The sequence below is a fragment of the Desulfospira joergensenii DSM 10085 genome (assembly GCF_000420085.1).
In the GTDB taxonomy this organism is placed as follows: domain Bacteria; phylum Desulfobacterota; class Desulfobacteria; order Desulfobacterales; family Desulfobacteraceae; genus Desulfospira; species Desulfospira joergensenii.
On the sequence record NZ_ATUG01000001.1, the window covers coordinates 764,310 to 781,347 of the forward strand.

The 17,038-nt window shown below is 53.1% G+C and carries 12 protein-coding genes; 6 read left to right on the forward strand and 6 right to left on the reverse strand.

Annotation, left to right across the window (positions count from 1 at the left end):
- Positions 1 to 185 precede the first annotated feature (185 nt).
- Complete coding sequence (locus tag F608_RS0103870; protein ID WP_022664302.1) at positions 186 to 902, forward strand: NYN domain-containing protein; 717 nt, start codon at positions 186 to 188, stop codon at positions 900 to 902.
- Positions 903 to 1,128: 226 nt separating this feature from the next.
- On the opposite strand, the gene F608_RS0103880 is transcribed toward F608_RS0103870, so the two are convergent.
- The 4 genes from F608_RS0103880 to F608_RS35570 all read right to left on the reverse strand — a co-directional run bounded on the left by F608_RS0103880 (position 1,129) and on the right by F608_RS35570 (position 7,234).
- On the reverse strand, positions 1,129 to 2,487 hold the full coding sequence (locus F608_RS0103880; protein ID WP_022664304.1) for a SulP family inorganic anion transporter: 1,359 nt from the start codon (positions 2,485 to 2,487) through the stop codon (positions 1,129 to 1,131).
- Positions 2,488 to 2,538: 51 nt separating this feature from the next.
- On the reverse strand, positions 2,539 to 4,149 hold the full coding sequence (locus F608_RS0103885) for an acyl--CoA ligase family protein (protein WP_022664305.1): 1,611 nt from the start codon (positions 4,147 to 4,149) through the stop codon (positions 2,539 to 2,541).
- Between the two features lie 162 nt (positions 4,150 to 4,311).
- Positions 4,312 to 4,977, reverse strand: a complete 666-nt coding sequence (locus tag F608_RS0103890) for a response regulator transcription factor (RefSeq protein WP_022664306.1) — start codon at positions 4,975 to 4,977, stop codon at positions 4,312 to 4,314.
- 28 nt (positions 4,978 to 5,005) lie between these two features.
- Positions 5,006 to 7,234 carry a cache domain-containing protein gene (locus F608_RS35570; protein WP_022664307.1) on the reverse strand — a complete coding sequence of 743 codons (2,229 nt, stop codon included), beginning with the start codon at positions 7,232 to 7,234 and terminating at the stop codon, positions 5,006 to 5,008.
- A gap of 281 nt (positions 7,235 to 7,515) precedes the next feature.
- On the opposite strand from F608_RS35570, the gene F608_RS0103900 reads away from it, so the two are divergent.
- On the forward strand, positions 7,516 to 9,297 hold the full coding sequence (locus F608_RS0103900; protein WP_022664308.1) for a hypothetical protein: 1,782 nt from the start codon (positions 7,516 to 7,518) through the stop codon (positions 9,295 to 9,297).
- A 10-nt stretch (positions 9,298 to 9,307) separates the two neighbouring features.
- Entirely contained in the window at positions 9,308 to 9,706 is a 399-nt protein-coding gene (locus F608_RS0103905) for an OsmC family protein (protein ID WP_022664309.1), read from the forward strand.
- Positions 9,707 to 10,005: 299 nt separating this feature from the next.
- On the opposite strand, the gene F608_RS0103910 is transcribed toward F608_RS0103905, so the two are convergent.
- A complete protein-coding gene (locus F608_RS0103910; RefSeq protein WP_022664310.1) occupies positions 10,006 to 10,707 on the reverse strand; it encodes a GntR family transcriptional regulator in 702 nt (233 codons plus the stop codon).
- 192 nt (positions 10,708 to 10,899) lie between these two features.
- On the opposite strand from F608_RS0103910, the gene F608_RS0103915 reads away from it, so the two are divergent.
- The gene (locus tag F608_RS0103915) at positions 10,900 to 12,015 is read left to right on the forward strand and encodes a transketolase C-terminal domain-containing protein (protein WP_022664311.1); all 1,116 of its coding nucleotides are present in this window, start codon (positions 10,900 to 10,902) and stop codon (positions 12,013 to 12,015) included.
- Positions 12,008 to 13,297, forward strand: coding sequence for a thiamine pyrophosphate-dependent enzyme (locus F608_RS0103920; protein ID WP_022664312.1), 1,290 nt, complete (start codon positions 12,008 to 12,010; stop codon positions 13,295 to 13,297). The genes F608_RS0103915 and F608_RS0103920 overlap by 8 nt, the downstream gene beginning before the upstream one ends.
- A 51-nt stretch (positions 13,298 to 13,348) precedes the next feature.
- Here F608_RS0103920 and F608_RS34375 read toward each other — a convergent pair whose 3' ends face one another.
- On the reverse strand, positions 13,349 to 14,035 hold the full coding sequence (locus F608_RS34375; protein WP_161626812.1) for a PAS domain-containing protein: 687 nt from the start codon (positions 14,033 to 14,035) through the stop codon (positions 13,349 to 13,351).
- A 257-nt stretch (positions 14,036 to 14,292) separates the two neighbouring features.
- Here F608_RS34375 and F608_RS0103930 point away from each other — a divergent pair, with 257 nt between their 5' ends.
- Positions 14,293 to 16,851 carry a sensor domain-containing diguanylate cyclase gene (locus tag F608_RS0103930; RefSeq protein WP_161626813.1) on the forward strand — a complete coding sequence of 853 codons (2,559 nt, stop codon included), beginning with the start codon at positions 14,293 to 14,295 and terminating at the stop codon, positions 16,849 to 16,851.
- Positions 16,852 to 17,038 lie beyond the last annotated feature (187 nt).

Sequence of the window (17,038 nt, forward strand, 5' to 3'; positions counted from 1 at the left end):
GGAACGGAACCCAAGCTTCCAAGGCCGGGCCGCAAAGGAAGGGACAGCCCCAAACAGGAATACCGGCCCGGATTCATGGATCTCCAGCCCCTGCACCAAGTTTCTCCTTGCATTTCCGGCAGGGGAATGGTTATGCTTATCCGTGTTAGGGTTTCCCCTTTAAACCAAAAAGAGGTGCAAGATTCATGGATGAATCCAAACAAAAAATAGCCTTGTTCATCGATGCGGACAATGCGCCTGCGGGCAAATTTGAAGACGTTCTGAGCGAGGTTGCAAAATATGGTGTCGTCACCATCAGAAAAGCGTATGGGAACTGGAAAAACCCGACCCTTAAGCCCTGGGAAGAACTTCTGCACGAATATGCGATCCAGCCGATCCAGCAATATGACCTCACAAAGGGAAAAAACGCCTCAGATATTGCCCTTGTCATTGATGCCATGGATGTGATGTATACCAAAGATATCGATGTCATGTGTTTTGTATCCTCGGACTGCGATTTCACCCCCATGGTCACAAGGGCCCTGGCCGAGGGCAAGGTTGTCCTGGGATTCGGAGAACGCAAGGCGCCCTCGCCTTTCGTGAATGCCTGCTCCAAATTCCTCTTCCTGGACCAGGAGCCGGAACAGAACGGGAATGTTCAGAAAAAACCGAAAAACATCAAGTCAGATACCAAACTCATCAACCTGCTGCGCCAGGCCATTGAATCCACGGAAGAGGAAAACGGCTGGGCCGCCCTGGGTCCGGTGGGTTCCCACATATCCAATAAGACCTCTTTTGACAGCCGGAACTACGGCTATAGAAATTTAAGCTCCCTGTTCAAGGCCATTGATCTGTTTGAACTCAAACGCGGCCCCGGACACTCCTATCTGGTCAGGGATACGCGAAAGAAAAAGCAGGGGTAAATCTGCTGGAAGTAACCGGGTGCAGATCTTTCTTTCATCGGGAAGTTTCAAGAACAGGGTCTTCCGCTTACCGGTCTGTCGGGCAAAAAAACCCAGGCCCAAAAAAATGGGGCCCGGAATCTGCAAAAGACCCCGGCCCCCAACCCAGGAGAGAATGAGTAAAAAATCCCGGGAAATTTCAACACCGGCCGGGCAGAATCCCCTGCCCGGCCGCTGAATTTATCCATCAGTTTTCAGCAGGCACCTCCACGTTTTTGGAAATGCTCAGCCGGCTCTCCAAAAAGATATGAAGGACAACACCGACCCCGAGTCCCCAGGCAGCCCCGTGAACGGCAAGGACCACGGCCATGGTTCCGGCCACCCCCAATTGCAGGGGTTCCTTGATCTGCTTGAAGGCCGTGATGATGCACAGATAACCCGTGACCACCATGGTCAGGGAAAGACCGATGGGAAGAAAGGGTTTAAAAAAACTGACCAGGGGAAGGATGAACAGGGCAATGAAACCTGAAATCCAGAAGGTGCCTGCACCGCTGAACATCGAATCCATGGCGGTCCTGCCCTGGCGGTAGCGGTCTGCCACGGTAGCCGTGACCGCAGTCCATATGGGGCCGGCCAGGCCGGGGTAAGGGGCGAAAAAGGAATGAATCACGTTCCGGATACCCGTGACGATATGGATCCGGTCCGTATCAATATCCACATGCTCGTCAGGCCGGCTCTCTTCACAGCTGGCCTTGACCAATACCGTGCCTACGATTACGTCCCCAAAGGCGATGATATATGCGATGATGGCCGTGGGAATGGCTTTCATGAACATATTCGCATCCGGAAAACCTACACTGAAGGGAAGATAGTCCCACATCTCCCTGAACGCGGGCATGGTAATCCCCCATTGGATATCGGGAACAGGATACTCATTGACCAGCATCCCGATGACAATGGCCACGATCATGGCAGGCACCATCCCGTATTTTCCCAGAAGTTTTGCCAGACGGTTTTCGGTTTTCATCCTGGAGAAGGAAAGGGAAAAGAGCATGTAAAAACAGACCAGACTGCCCAGACCGATGGCAATGGGGGTTTTGGGAATTCTGCCCCCCATCTTGAGCTCACCCATGTAGGCGGCAACCCCGGCACCCAGGAGGATACCGGCCTTGATGGAATCCGGCACCTTGGCCACGACCTTGGAACTTAACCGGGTCAGTCCCAGGAAAAGGAAAATGGCGGCCACCAGAAGCTGGAGCGCCACCAGGGCCTTTATGGCCTCGGGTCCCGGGGTAAACTGCCCAAGGTAGAGCAGAACCACGGGAATGGCCGGGGTAATCCATCCCGGAACCATGGGGGTTCCCAGAAAGGCGGGCATCATAAAACCGATACCGCAGATAAAAACATAGGCCAGGGCAATCTCATAGGGCAGGCCAAGGTACTTCTCCAAAAGGGGAATCATGGCCAGGCTGACCACAAAAAGAATCAGGGCCTGGATAAACTCCACCCATTCCCACCGGTAATGAATAAAGGGCAGGCGGATCTTAAATGGGCCCAGGGGCCAGAAAGGTTGTTCTTCACCATCCACGCGTCTGTACAGGGACATAATGTTCTCCTTATTGATTTGTAGGTAACCAATTGATTATCGTTCTACCCGTCAATTCACCATCCTGTCGCGGCCTTCCCACTCCTTTTCCCGGAGCTTGAACTTCTGGATCTTTCCGGTGGCGGTCTTGGGTAAAGGGCCGAACTCAATATGTTTGGGCGCCTTGAATCTTGCCAGGTTCTCCTTGCAAAAGGAGATAATCTTATCCGGATCAGGCTCGCATCCGTTGTGGGGGACGATAAAGGCCTTGGGCACTTCTCCCCATTTGGGGTCCGGCACCGGAATCACGGCCACTTCCAGGACATCGGGATGGGTGTAGAGGACGTTTTCGATCTCAACGGTGGAGATGTTTTCCCCGCCGCTGATGATGATGTCCTTTTTCCGGTCCATGATCTGGGCATAGTTGTCCGGGTGCATGACGGCCAGATCCCCGGAGTGGAACCATCCCCCCTGGAAGGCCTCGGCAGTGGCTTTCTCATCTTTGTAATACCCCAGCATCACGTTGTTGCCCCGCATCACGATTTCCCCCATGGTGGCCCCGTCCCTGGGGACCGGCGTCATGGTCATGGGATCCACCACGTCCATATGCTCGGCCACAATATAGGGGATGCCCTGGCGGGCCTTGATCCCGGCCTTGGCCATGGGTTCCAGATCATCCCATTTTTCCTGCCACTGACAGACGCTGTGGGGACCGAACACCTCTGTAAGGCCGTAGGTCTGGGTGATATTCGCCCCGATGCTCTCCATGTTCAGAATCACCGTGGGAGCCGGCGGGGCCCCGGCCGTCATGATCTCCAGGCCGTGGGAAAGCTTGATCCCGGACTCCTTGGCATAGACGGACATGCCGATGAGGATGGTGGGTGCGGCGCAGAGATGGGTGATTTCCTCTTCCTCGATAATCCGGTAAATCTCCCTGGGTTCCACCTTTCTGAGGCAGACATGGGTGGCGCCCATGGCCGTGATCCCCCAGGTAAAGCACCAGCCATTGCAGTGGAACATGGGCAGGGTCCAGAGGTACCGGCTCTGGGAATGGGTCTTAAATTCAAGCTGTTCTCCGATGGCATTGAGATAGGCGCCCCTGTGGTGGTACATCACTCCCTTGGGACGGCCGGTGGTGCCGGATGTATAGTTGATGGAAAGGATTTCCCTTTCATCGGTGATGGCCAGTTCCACGGGGTCTGCCGAACTCTCCGCCAGGAAGCTTTCATAGTCCGGACCGTCCAGGGGGGTTGAATCGTCGATATCGCAGATATTGACAAAGGTCTCCACCTGGGTCAGCTCAGACACGATTTGAGCCACGACCTTTCCGAATTCATTGTCCGCCACAACCGCCTTGGCATCGGAATGGTTGATGATATAGGAGATTTCCCCGGCGGACAGGCGGATGTTGATGCTGACCAGGGCTGCCCCCAGCAGGGGGACGGCATAGTGGGCCTCCAGCATGGGAGGAATATTGGGACAGACAAAGGCGACCTTGTCTCCGGGCCCTATCCCCCGGGCTTTCAGGGCGTTGGCCAGGCGGAACACCCGCTCCTGGAACTGGGTCCAGGTATAGGATGTTCCGCCATAGACCACTGCGGTCTTGTCAGGGAAGACAGTGACGCTTCTGGCAAGAAAATTGGTGGGGCTGAGAAGATCGTAATTGACGAGTTTGTCCGGCATGGCTGGCTCCTCCTTTTGTTTGAATTAACGACGACAAATGGGAAGTACTTGACATCATTTATAAAACAAAAGAGGTAAGGGGCAATCGGCCCCAAGCTGATATTGATGTGGGCGATGGCCTGAGGCGGTATAGGCTTAGGACCTATACCGTCAGGAAGCAGATTATTTTTTCATCTCGTGGACACAGTCGACTGCGGCTTTCACCAGTTCGGTATAATGCTTAAGGCCGAGTTTTCCTTTGATGTTTTCCCGGTGGGTGCTGATGGTTTTCATGCTCAGGTTGAGCCGTCTTGCGATTTCCCTGGAATCCAGGCCTTCTCCGATAAGCCGGAAAACCTCAAGCTCCCGGTTGGTCAGATCATCCAGGCTGAAACCGGTTTTGGGGGATTTCCGGTTGATCATCCGGTTGATCATTTTTTCCTTGATCCTGTCGCTGGCATATACGTTTCCGGCCAGGACCTGGCGGATGGCCTCCACCACCTGGCTGATGGCCCGCTGTTTCATCACATATCCCCGGGCCCCGGCCAGCAAAGCCCGCTCTGCGTACATGGAATCATCGTACATGGAAAGCACCAGGACGGGCAGGTCCGGGTATTCCCGGCTGATATCCTCCACCAGGTCAATTCCGTTGCTCTCGGCAAGGGAAATGTCAACGATGATCAGATCGGGCAGGTCCTTTTGAACGGCTTCCCAGGCCTTGTCCGCCGTATCCAGGGTCCGGGCCACCAGGAGGTCCGGCTCCTTGTTGATCAGCTCGGTCATGCCCAGGCAGAAGATGGGATGGTCGTCCACGATGGTAATCCTGTGGGGTGTTGATTTTGCCGTCATGGAGCCCTCCCTTGTTATTCCCCGATTGCTATCCCCCGATGGCGGGGATGATTTCCTGAACTGCCTGATCCAGGCAGATATGTATCTTTGTGCCCCGGGCATCGGTATCCATGTTAAACTGGGCATCGATGATTTTGGCCCGGTATTCCATGATCCTGAGCCCGATGCCGTTGCCCTTTCTGTTCCAGTCAATGCCCTGTCCGTTGTCCTGAATCTTGAGATGAATCCGTTCCGATGCTGTCCCCTTGTTCTCCACCTGTAAAGAGATTCGGATCAGACCGGCTTTTGAGTGCTTAACCGCGTTATTCACCGCTTCCCTGGCAATGTGAAAGAGATGGGTGGCCCGGCTGTTGTCCAGGACATCCACGTCCGGGTCTGCCTTGCATTCAAACCGGACTCCCGGGTGATAGGCAAATCCCGTGACGATATCCTCCAGGGCGTTCTGGAGTCCGTGGGCCACCAGGTGGACCGGGCAGAGGCCCCGGGCCAGCTGCCGGGTCTTTTCCACGGCATCCTCCATGAGTTCCCCGATCTTTTCGGCCAGGCCGGCCGAAGGCTCCTGTCTGCCCTGCAGATCAGTCTTGAGCACGGCGGCCAGGCCGGCCACCCCGATCAGATGGGGGCAGAGGTCATCGTGGAGATCCTGGCCGATGTTGAGCCGTTCCCGGTCCCCGGCCTGCATGAGTTGCTTTTCCAGGTCCTTGGACCTTGTGATGTCCCTGAGGATAATGATGCTGCCGGCAGGGTCCCCCTGGCTGTCCTGGGCCGCAGCCCCTGAGATGCTCACATCCACCAGGGAACCCTGCTTGGAGTACCGCCGGGTCTCCACGTTGAAGATCCCGTCCCCGCAGCTGACCAGCCGGATCATCTCCCGGGTTTCGGCCCAGTGATTTTCCGGAACAAAATGATCCATTTTTCTTCCGGTCACCTCTTCCAGGTCCCATCCGAACACCCGGGTGAAGGCCGGATTGATATAGATCACCCGTCCCTCCACATCGTAGTTGACAATAGGATCCGGGGCCGCTTCCATGAGCAGGAAATACCGCTCCTGACTCTCCTTTCTTGCCTGTTCCACGATATGCCGGACCCGGATCTGGTCCTGGAGATTCTTATGGGTGTTTTCCAGCTGATCCATGAACCGGTTAAAGTACCGGGTCAACTGACCGACCTCGTCATCAAACCGGCTTTTCATCCGGGCGGAGTAGTCCCCTGCCGTCACCGTATTGAACCGGGCCATCAGTTCCCTTAAGGGTGTGGTAATGGTCCGGCTGATGCCAATGGTCGTAATCAGCATAATCCCGAAAAACAAAACAGAAATGCTCAGAATCATGTTCCGGATGGTGGAAAGGGGCTTGTAAAGTTCATCCAGGTAGGAAGATGAGGCCACGATCCACTGGTACTCGGGAATATAATCAAACATTACCAGTTTCTGCCGGATTTTCGGCTCTCCCGGATTTTTCCAATAATAGACCGCCTTGCCCCGTTTCCGGGCCAGAATGTCCGCCATCTGCTCGCTGGGCAGTTCCTCGGCTTCAAATATGTTGACCCCCTGGAGAACGGGATGGATGATGACATTGGCATCTTTATCGATCACATAGGCGTACCCGGATTCTCCGAACTTCAAAGACATGATACTCGACCTGAAATCTTCCACATTGACCAGGGTGATGAACTCGGACCGGTAGGCACTGGCCGAGATGATCCAGTCCCAGGGTTCAAAATAGGACATGTAAAGGGCCTTGGGACGGGCCAGGGTCTCTTCGGGATTTTTCCAATCATACTCCAGGTAGCCCTGGCGGACCGTGGTCATCTGTTTGACAAACTCGAAATCAGCCACATTGGTACCGCTCAGGGTGGTGCTGGGGTGGACCGTCACCTTGCCCTGGCTGTCCAGGCAGTAGAGATACCCGGAACTGCCGATGGTCTGGCTGAGGACCACGTCTGCGGCTCTTTTCTGGGCCTCTTCTTCGCTGATCTCTCCTGCCTTGGCCTTTTCGTAAAGGCGGCGGACAATGTCCAGGTTTTTTTCCGCCACTGCCCTCAGGTGGTTTTTGATGGAGACATTCACCGAGGTGTTGACCATGTTGTAGATCATCCGGGTGGTATTGGTCAGCTCGCTTTCGATCTGTTCCTCGATGTTATCCCGCACATAGACATAGATAAAAAAATTGCAGAACAGCATGGACAGAAAAAAGATAATGGCAAAGCTGATGAGAAACTTGAACCGGATCTCCAGGGAATTAAACCTGTGGTACATCCGATCAAAAAATCCTGGATTTCGTGAGGGTTTTAAACGTCCGGGTTCAGATATCTTCACCTGCTGATTCTCCCCTGTTGAAGAAAGTGATATCCCTCATGATTCTGTTTGCTGCTTTAGCATACCGATAGGACAGGTCCCCACACTTTGTCAACCCAAACCTTCATGTCTTTTGCCCTTCCGGGTTAATTCTTGACAGGTTTTCCCGGTAAATGATACTAATTTGAAACTTTTGCAAGGACTTAAGTAAAACCTTGATTCCCATATAAAGGGAGCAAACCATGACCAGTCTGAAACAGAAAAATCTGATCTCCCAGTGGGCCTTTGATACCCGTCCGATTCTCGGCAGGTTTCATCTATGGCTCGAGGATGTGAAAATTGAGTGGATACGGGGAAAAGCCGGGGACGATCTGGCCGGTTCCATTTCATTCGTAGACGATAGGACCGAAAAGATGCTGGCCATGACCTCGGCGGTCACAGCCCTGGGTACCCGGCTTTTCGGCCGCTACGGCCAGGGCGCCGGCATGGAGAAAAAAGACCTTAACCTGGTGAAAAAGGATGCCGACGCCATCTCTGCCTACTCCATGAGCGAAAGCCTCTGGTATCTTTCCCGAACCCTGCCGGAGAACCATGCCATCATGGTCTGCCTGGGGGAAGGGCTCATGCCCAAGGCCGGGGAGACCCCGGAAATGGGGGCCAATCCCCTTCTGGGGTTCGGCAGGGTCTACGCCAGGCCGGGGGTGGCCAAATTCCTTGAAGCCTGTGTCCTGAAGCTCATCAATGATCCGGGATACCGATGGAAGGACTTTAAGCGGGCCATCGCCAAAAAAGACGTCACGGTCTGGGGGGCGGCCATTGATACCCTGGAGAATACCTCCCGGTTCGCCAAAGGGGAAGAAACCGGTCCCATGACCGTATTCCACCTCTTTGACCAGCCCCTTTCCATCACCAACCAGTATGAAGGGTATATGGGCAGTCTGGTCCTGCCCAGGGAGGTGGTGGAAACCGCAGCCATGGATTCCGTCCTGGTCAACTATTTCACCCCCAGGGGGCTGGTGGTTGAGGCCATCAAAAAGACCTATCCCGGAATCCGGGAGGAAAACATCCATGTCTGGACCCTCAAGGGCAAGGGAAGGGGCCAGCGGATCCGCACGCTCTGGGAGCAGTGGGAAAATGCCGGGGCCCATCTGGTGGACGATGCCTGGGAGCTTCCCACGGGGTTTACCCCCTTTACCGATTCCGGAACCTATGCCCCCACCTATTCCATAAACACCTGGACAGACGAGAAGGACCAGATCCACCTCTTTCTGGTGGACGGGTATGCCGGCTCGGCCGAAGCCATCCAGACGGCCAGTCTGGGGCCGGTCCTGGACCTGGATGTATCCCTGGCCGTCCTCTCTTCAAAATTTCACCTGCCCTATGACAGGGATGCCGCCTCCATGAAGCTGGATCCCGAGGCCCCTGATTTTTCATCCCGGCTTGAAAAGGAGCTTTTCAACCGGGAAATTGATTCGGACCTGGTGGAAAGTTATAGAGAGAGTATCCTGCTGGCCAGGAACGCGGGCATCCCTTTGCGGAAACGGACCATCTGCGCAGATGACCTGATCTCGGAAAAAAAGTGGAAGGCCCTGGCCGCCACCGGGTATATGCTTCCCGATCCCTATACGGGGGCTCCGGGCGTCACCCGGATTTCAGAAGATACCTATGAGATCACCGTCCGCATGGCCACCCGGAAAGGGGACAAGCGGATCACCTTTGCCCTGCGGCTGCTGGAGAACCTTGAGGAAAGCAAGCTGGTGTTCTCCCCCCTGCTCAACCGGTTCTTTAAGGGAGAAGATTTTATGCACCGGGCCGTGAAGGTGTCCGACTCGGGAAGGATTCGAAACGAACTCCAGACCCTGTGTACAGAGGCGCTGGAGCACTACGGGGACAAGGTCGTCCTCAAATTTGAAAAAATACCCAAGGCCACCATCTCCGAAGAGGAGCAGGAGACCTTGAGAACAATTCTGGTCTGGTATAAGGAAAATTATCCCATCTGGTTTGAATGGCTGGAGCTAAATTAAGGAATGAAGAATGGAACCCTTTGAAATTATCTTTCCCGAAAACAAGAAAATTGACATTAAATTCAAAAATTTTTTGATTCAAACAGATCAATCCAAACAAAACGGAGGAGATGAAACCGCGCCTGAGCCTTTTGCCCTGTTTCTGGCCTCCCTTGGCTCCTGCGCCGGAATCTATGCCAAGGTCTTCTGTGACAGCAGGAAAATAGACACCTCAGACATGAAACTGATTCTGGAGGTCTTTTTCAAGGAAAAGCAGAAGCTCCTCCACAGGATTGAGATCACCCTTCATGTGGGTCAGGATTTCCCGGAAAAGTATATCAAACCCGTTATCAAGGCCATGGCTGGATGTGCCGTCAAGAACCAGCTTCATCCGGATATTGAGACCGAAACCCGGGTGGTCTATGCATAGCTTTCGCAAAACCATCCCCTTTTGACCGATTTCGGCGTTGGAGAAAAATTTTAATCCCCAGAATACGATTACGTATGCCTCCGGTTAAAATTTTTCTCCGCCTTGAACTTGAACAAAACTGAATGATTTTTCAGAAACGATGAAAGGCGGGAACCGCAATCCACCTGCCAGAAAAGGTTTGGATGAAAATTTACCCATATGCAAGGCGCAAGGAATTTTAAGACCGGAGCGTACTGAAGTAAGTGAGGATCTTAAAGTTCCGCAGCAACGCCGCAGATGGGTGAATTATCGTTCACGCATCAAATTGTTTTGATGTTTTTCTCCCTGTCCATCCGCTCAATACTCAGGATGGCGTGCTTTTTCACATTGGAAATATGATTGGCCAGGATCTTCTGGGCCCCTTGAACATTCTTTTCCGCGATATAATCGTAGAGTTTGATATGCTCGGAGTCCACGGTCTCCATGGGGGTGACAAATAGAATGTTTCCCCGGTATTTCAGATAGAGCAGATCAAATAAAAACTTGAGGGTATTGAACTGAATCCCGGCCCCGGAGAGTTCGGCCAGGAGCAGGTGAAACTCCATATCTTTTAAAAGACGGTCCTTGAGATAGATATCCCGCACCGCCTCCAAATGGGTATCCAGGGCTTTTTTCAATTTTTTCAGCCCCCGTTTTCCTATGGATGCAATGGTCCGGGGCAGCAGGGAGACCTCTATAAGTTCCCTGAACTCATAGATCTCGGTGATTTCCCCAAGGCTGATGTTTTCCGTATAGTATCCCCGGTTGGGTTCGTGCCTGACCAGCCCCTGGAACTCAAGGCGTTTGAGGGCCTGGATCACCGGGGTGGTGCTCATGTTGAGCCGCTTGGCCAGATCCCCGTAGGATATCTTCTGGCCCGGAATGATCTCATTGAGAAAAAACATCCGCCGGATACCCATATAGGCCTCCTGGGTGAAATCCTCCTTGGTTTTCCCGGCCATTTGTTTTTTTTGTGTTTTCATAGGATTATCCTTATACCAAGATTATTCCAAAATCAAATAAAATTTATGGATTTTCAACCTTTTTTCTTGGGGATTCCCGTTCACTTATTGCTTGACATAACCGGGTTCAGAGGATATGAGTTCATATATTTAATCATATTTATGATCAAATATTTAATTTGAAGTTAGGGAATTCAGCAAGGAGAGATACAAATGGCTTTAACATTTATGGAAGGCAATGAAGCCGTGGCCCGGGGAGCCGTGGCCGCAGGCTGCAATTTTTTTGCCGGCTACCCCATTACACCGGCCACCACCATATTCAGCAGCATGCTCAAAATGCTGCCCCCCAAGGGTGGAATCTGTATCCAGGGAGAAGACGAAATCGCCTCCATGGGATACTGCATCGGGGCATCCATGGCCGGGAAAAAGGCATTGACGGCCACATCCGCCCCCGGCATCAGTCTTTACAGCGAGCATATATCATTTGCCATCGGCAGTGAAATCCCCCTGGTCATCGCCGATGTCCAGCGCCTGGGACCTTCCACGGGATCGGCCACCCGGGCAGCGGATTCAGACATCCAGTTTCTCAGGTGGGGCTCCACCTCCGGGGTCCCGGTGATTGTTCTGGCCCCGAAAGATGTCCGGGACTGTTATGAACTCACCGTGCATGCATTCAACTATGCCGAGGAGTTCAGGTGCCCGGTCTTCATCGCATCCAATAAGGAAATCGGGATGACCAAGGAGAGTTTTGACCTGGACGGACTGACCCTTCCTCCCCTGAAGGAGAGAAAGATCTTTTCCGGGGAAAAATATCTCCCCTTTGAAGCAGAGCCGGACAAGGCCCCGGACTTTGCCCCCATGGGCGGTAAAATCCTGGTCAGGCAGACCTCTTCCACCCACGGGCCCGACGGCTATATCACCATTGATCCCGAAGTGATCACAGCCACCCAGCAGCGGCTGAGAACCAAGATCCACTCGGCCCGGGAAAGGATATCCCTGTACGAGGAAAATCTCATCCCCGGCACGGACACCCTGGTGATCTCCTACGGGATCACCTCCCGGGCGGTTGCCGACGCGGCCAAGGCCCTGGCCGAAAAGGCAAAACCCGTATCCTGGCTCTCTTTAAAGACCCTGTGGCCGGTTCCCGAACAGGTCCTTCTGGAAAAGGCGGCCAGGTTCAAACGCATCGTGGTCATCGAAATGAACCTGGGCCAGTACGTCAATGAAATACGGCGGGTTCTGTGCGGAAAAGAGATTGATTTTTACGGCCAGATGAACGGAATTCTGATTCCGCCGTCCCGGATTATGGAGGTGATTGAAAATGACTAGTTTTATAAATCAAGACCGGCCCCCTGTTTTCTGTCCCGGATGCACCCATGAACGGATCACCAAGGGTCTGGACAAGGCCTTTTCAAACATGGGGCTTGAGGCCGACAAAATCGCCATTGTCACCGACATCGGATGTTCCGGCCTGTTTGACACCTTTTTCAACGTCCACGCCCTCCACGGAGTTCACGGCCGGGCCCTGACCTATGCCGCCGGTCTGAAACTGGCCGATCCCAGCCTCAACGTGATTGTGACCATGGGAGACGGAGGCTTGGGCATAGGAGGCGCCCACGTGCTTTCCGCCTGCCGGAAAAACCTGGACCTTACCCTGATCGTTCTCAACAACTTCAACTTCGGCATGACCGGGGGCCAGTACTCGGCCACCACCCCCAATGACGCCGTGGTGGGATCGGAATTCCTGAACCGGGCCGAGATCCCCATTGACATCTGCTCCGTGGCAAAAAGCGCAGGGGCCACCTATATATCCAAGTGCTCGGGACATGACCCCAAACTGCCTGAAGAACTGGTAAAGGCCATGCAGCACAAGGGATTTTCCCTTGTGGAGACCCTGGGACTGTGTACGGGAAGGTATACCAAGAGAAACCAGCTCACCGTAAAATCCATTGACCAGATGATCGAAAAGAACCCTGTCCCGGGGGGCGTGGTTGAGGAAAACCAGCGTCCTGAATACGGAGAGCTCTACCGGGAACTGGCCAAAAAGGAATCCAGATTCCCCGAACCCCTGGTGATTGAATCCCAGTTTGATCTGCCCGATCCCGGACGCCAGGAAATCGTCATCCTGGGGTCTGCGGGCATGCGAATTGTTACGGCCGGGGATATTGTTTGCCATGCCGGCATTTCAGCAGGCATGAACGCATCCATAAAAAACGACTACAACATCACCGTTCTCCGGGGGCAGTCCGTATCCGAGATTCTGCTTACCCCCGAAGAAATCGGATACACCGGCATTGAATCCCCCACGGTTGTCCTGGCCCTGAGCGATGAAGGCGTGGCCCGGAGGAAAAAAATATTCCAGACCCTTGCGCCCTCTACCTTTGTGCTCAAGGAAAAATCCGTAACCATTCCCGAAACCCCGGCCCGGGTGGAGGAAATCGATTTCAAGGCACTTAAGATCAAAAAACAGGACTGGGCCCTGGCTTCCCTGGGTCTGATTGCTGCCAGGAATATCGCCGTCACCAAAGATATGCTGACCCTGGCCCTGAAATCCCGGTTCAATGACAAGGTATTCGGCCTGGCCATGGAAACCGTTGAAAAGATGTTTTAATTCAGTATAGAAACAAGGGCCCTTCCCGGATATAACGGGAAGGGCCTTTTTTTATGACGGATCCTGGATCCCGGGACCGGCTTTTGCTTTCTTCTCTTTCATCCTCGCATACCACGCCTGTCCTTCATAGAGTTCGTCGGAGCACCGGGGACAGAGACCGTGGCTGAAAGAGGCCTGGGAGTGTTTTTGGATATACCCTTCGATCTGCTTCCAATATCCCTCATCATCCCTGATCTTTTTGCATCTGGCGCAGATGGGCAGGATTCCCCTCAGGGATTTTATCTCTTTGTTTGCCTTTTTCAAATCCAGAATCAAGGCCTCTTTCTCTTTAAGGGTTTCCACGGATTCTGTAATATTGAAGGCGATCCAGATCACCATGCGGGGCAGGCCTTCCATCTTCTCCAGGGGAGAGATATGTGCCTCAAACCACTGGGGTCCCTCGGGTCCGGGTAAGGTTTCAGAACCTTTGATGTCCTTGGCTGACAATTGATAAACGTAATTTAAAACCTTTTCGGACCGGATGGCTTTTTGAATCTGGGACAGGTATAGATCGGCCAGTTCACTATCCATGACCTCATGTATCTGCCTGCCGGTCAGATGGGTTCCGTCATGGTACTTTTCCATGTCTGCCCCGCCAAAGACTTTGACATAGACCCCGTTTTCATCAAATATAAAAAACGGCTCGGGAATGGCGCTCAGAAAGGCCTTCCCGATTCTATTTTCCAATTTTTCCGACAAATTTTTCATCTCCGTTTTCAAATAGACTCTTACATACAATTTTACCCCCTCCCTGTCCAATTTAAATTTAGGAAAAAAGAGGGTACAATTATGTTCCACCCAGCCCGGATCAGGATGGGATCCCAGGATTCTTTGCTTGACTTAAATCGTCCAAAACGAGATATTGAAAGGAATACAAAGGCAATTTAACAAGCCGTTCGGGTTGAATGGCGATGACAAATCAGGCAAGTCCTGCCGCAACCGGGAATTTTTTTCGTTTGGACGAATTAAAAAATCTATTGATTTCCCATGAACAATGGCTCATGGAAAAGATCCTGGACTATGCCAAGCAACAGGGATATACCCGGTATTCTTCCCCCCTTATCAACGCCTGGCAACTTTCCATTTCAGGCCTGTCCCAAGCCGTTATCCAGGCCATTGATCTTCTGGGCGACCGGCTCCCCGAATTTTCCCCGGACGACACCTATACAGAAAATCCCATTGCCCGGTTCGGGATTATTGAAGCCGGCCGCCACCGGAAAAGGGGGATCCGCCTTGAGATGTTTCTGGGACTCTTAAAGTACTACCGCCAGACCTATCAGGACCTGATCCGGAAAAAAATCAAAGATCATGAAACCAGGTACCGGTGCGACCTCTTCATTGTCCGCTGCTTTGACCTTTTTGAACTGGCCCTGTGCGCCGAATGGAACAAAGTTCCCGAAGACCGGATCATTGACGAGCTCCAGAAGACCAACAGGGATCTGACCAATGACAAGAACAGATACCTGACCCTGTTTAAAAGCCTTTCCGATCCGGTCTTTCTGGTCGATGCCCAGGGGATGATCCAGAACATCAATCCGGCCGGTACGGACCTGATCAAAGCGGGAAAAATCCCCGGGCATGGAGATCCGGGAAGATTCAAGGGAACCGTCCTGGAGACTTTGCTGCCATGGCTCAGCCCGGTTTTTTCTCCGCCCGCCAGTCCAGGCCTCCGGCCTGAACCCCTTGAAATCAAAATCCGGATTGACAACCGACCCAAAGTCTTCCGGGTGATCCGTTCGGGCATGCTGGATCTATCCGGAAAATTTGAAGGCAGCGTGGTGGTGGTTACCGATATCACCGAACAGACCCGGGCACAGGAAGCCCTTAAATTAAATGAAGAAAGGCTGGCCCTGGCTTTGGAGGCCACCAGCGACGCCATATGGGACTGGAATATCAACAGGAAAAAATCCTTTTTCAGTCCCAGATACTACACCATGCTGGGATATGATCCGGGTGAATTCCCGCCCACCCGGGAGGCCTGGCAAAGCCTTGTCCACCCCGATGATCTGGAGCGGGTGGAAAGCCTGATTGACCGAAGCCACGATCTGGGCAAGTCCTTTCAGGTGGATTTCCGTCTCAAAACCAAAACCGGCCAGTGGAAATGGATTCTGAGCCGGGGCAAACTGGTTGCCAGGGACGGTTTTGGCAGGCCGGTGAGAATGGTGGGAACCCACATGGATCTTACGGACAGACGTCTTATGGAAAAGGCCCTGTCAAAAAGTGAGGCCCTGTTCAGGGGACTCTTTGACAATATGGGATGCGGAATTGCCCTGCTGGACAAAACCGGGATTGTCCGGAACGCCAATGCCTTTTTTACCCAGATGCTCGGATTCCAGGACTCGGATTCCCTGATCGGTCAGAACTATTTAAAGCTGCTGGCTCCGGAATTCATGGGTGATGCCAGGGCAGTGCTCCAGGAGTTCTCCGGGGGCGAGATCAAATCCAACCGGGCAGACCGTCTGATGCAGGGAAAGGATAAGATGAAGATATGGACGGACCAGGGCCTGTCTCCCATCTATAACCGGAAAAATGAAATTGATACCATTGCCCTGGTCTGTACCGACATATCAGACCGGGTAAGGACCCGGGAAACCCTTCAGGAGGTCTCGGACCGCCTCACCCTGGCCACGGCTGCCGGCGGAATCGGTGTGTGGGAGTGGGATGTCAAAAAGAATAAAATGGTCTGGGACAGCCGGATGATGGACATCTACAAGATCAAAGGCCGGGATTTCAGCGGATCTTTTCAGGACTGGAAAAGGAGGATCCATCCGGAGGATACTCAGGAAACAATCCAGGCCCTGGACCGGGCCGCCAGGGAAGGCGGCCGTTTTAACGGAGAGTTCAGGATCATCCGGCCCAACAAGACCGTACGGAACATCCGGGGGGCGGCCCTTCCCCAGTTCAATGACAACGGCCTCGTAATCAGAATGATCGGGGTCAACTGGGACATTACGGATCTCAAGCAGATGGAAGAGGAGATCCGGATCCTGGCCCTGACCGATCCCCTGACAGGGGCCAATAACCGGCGCAGCTTCATGGAACAGGCCGAAACCGAACTGGCCCGTTGCAAAAGGTACAACCATCCTCTTTCCACCCTGATGATCGACATTGATCATTTCAAGGACATCAACGATACCTTCGGCCACCACATGGGAGATCTGGCCCTGAAATTGCTGACCGAGATCTGTCTCACCGTTCTCAGGGAGAATGATCTTTTCGGAAGGGTCGGAGGGGAAGAATTCTCAGCCGTGCTTGTGGAAACAAAAGAGAAAAAAGGATTCCAGGTGGCGGAAAGGTTGAGGAAAAAATTGTCCCGGGCGGTTGTGAGCGAGGACGGACAATCCTTCCAGTTTACCGTGAGCATCGGCATCGCCGAACTCAATGAAGAAGATACCAAGATTGAAGATGCCCTGAAGAAGTCGGACAGAGCCCTTTACCGGGCCAAGCACCTGGGCCGGAACCGGGTTGTGGCGGCCTCCCAACTGGACCCGGAAAACAAGAACATTCATTCCTGATCCGAGACCGCCTGCACCCGGACCGGAATCCGGTCTTGATCAACAAACCATATTCATAAAAAATTTATGCATAGCACAAAAAACAATGCTATAAAATATATTAAACCCAAATACATCCTTGACATTTAAAAAAAACAAGGGCTATTACTTTCTAAGATCCGTTTAAAAACTTTCAATTTCAGGAGGG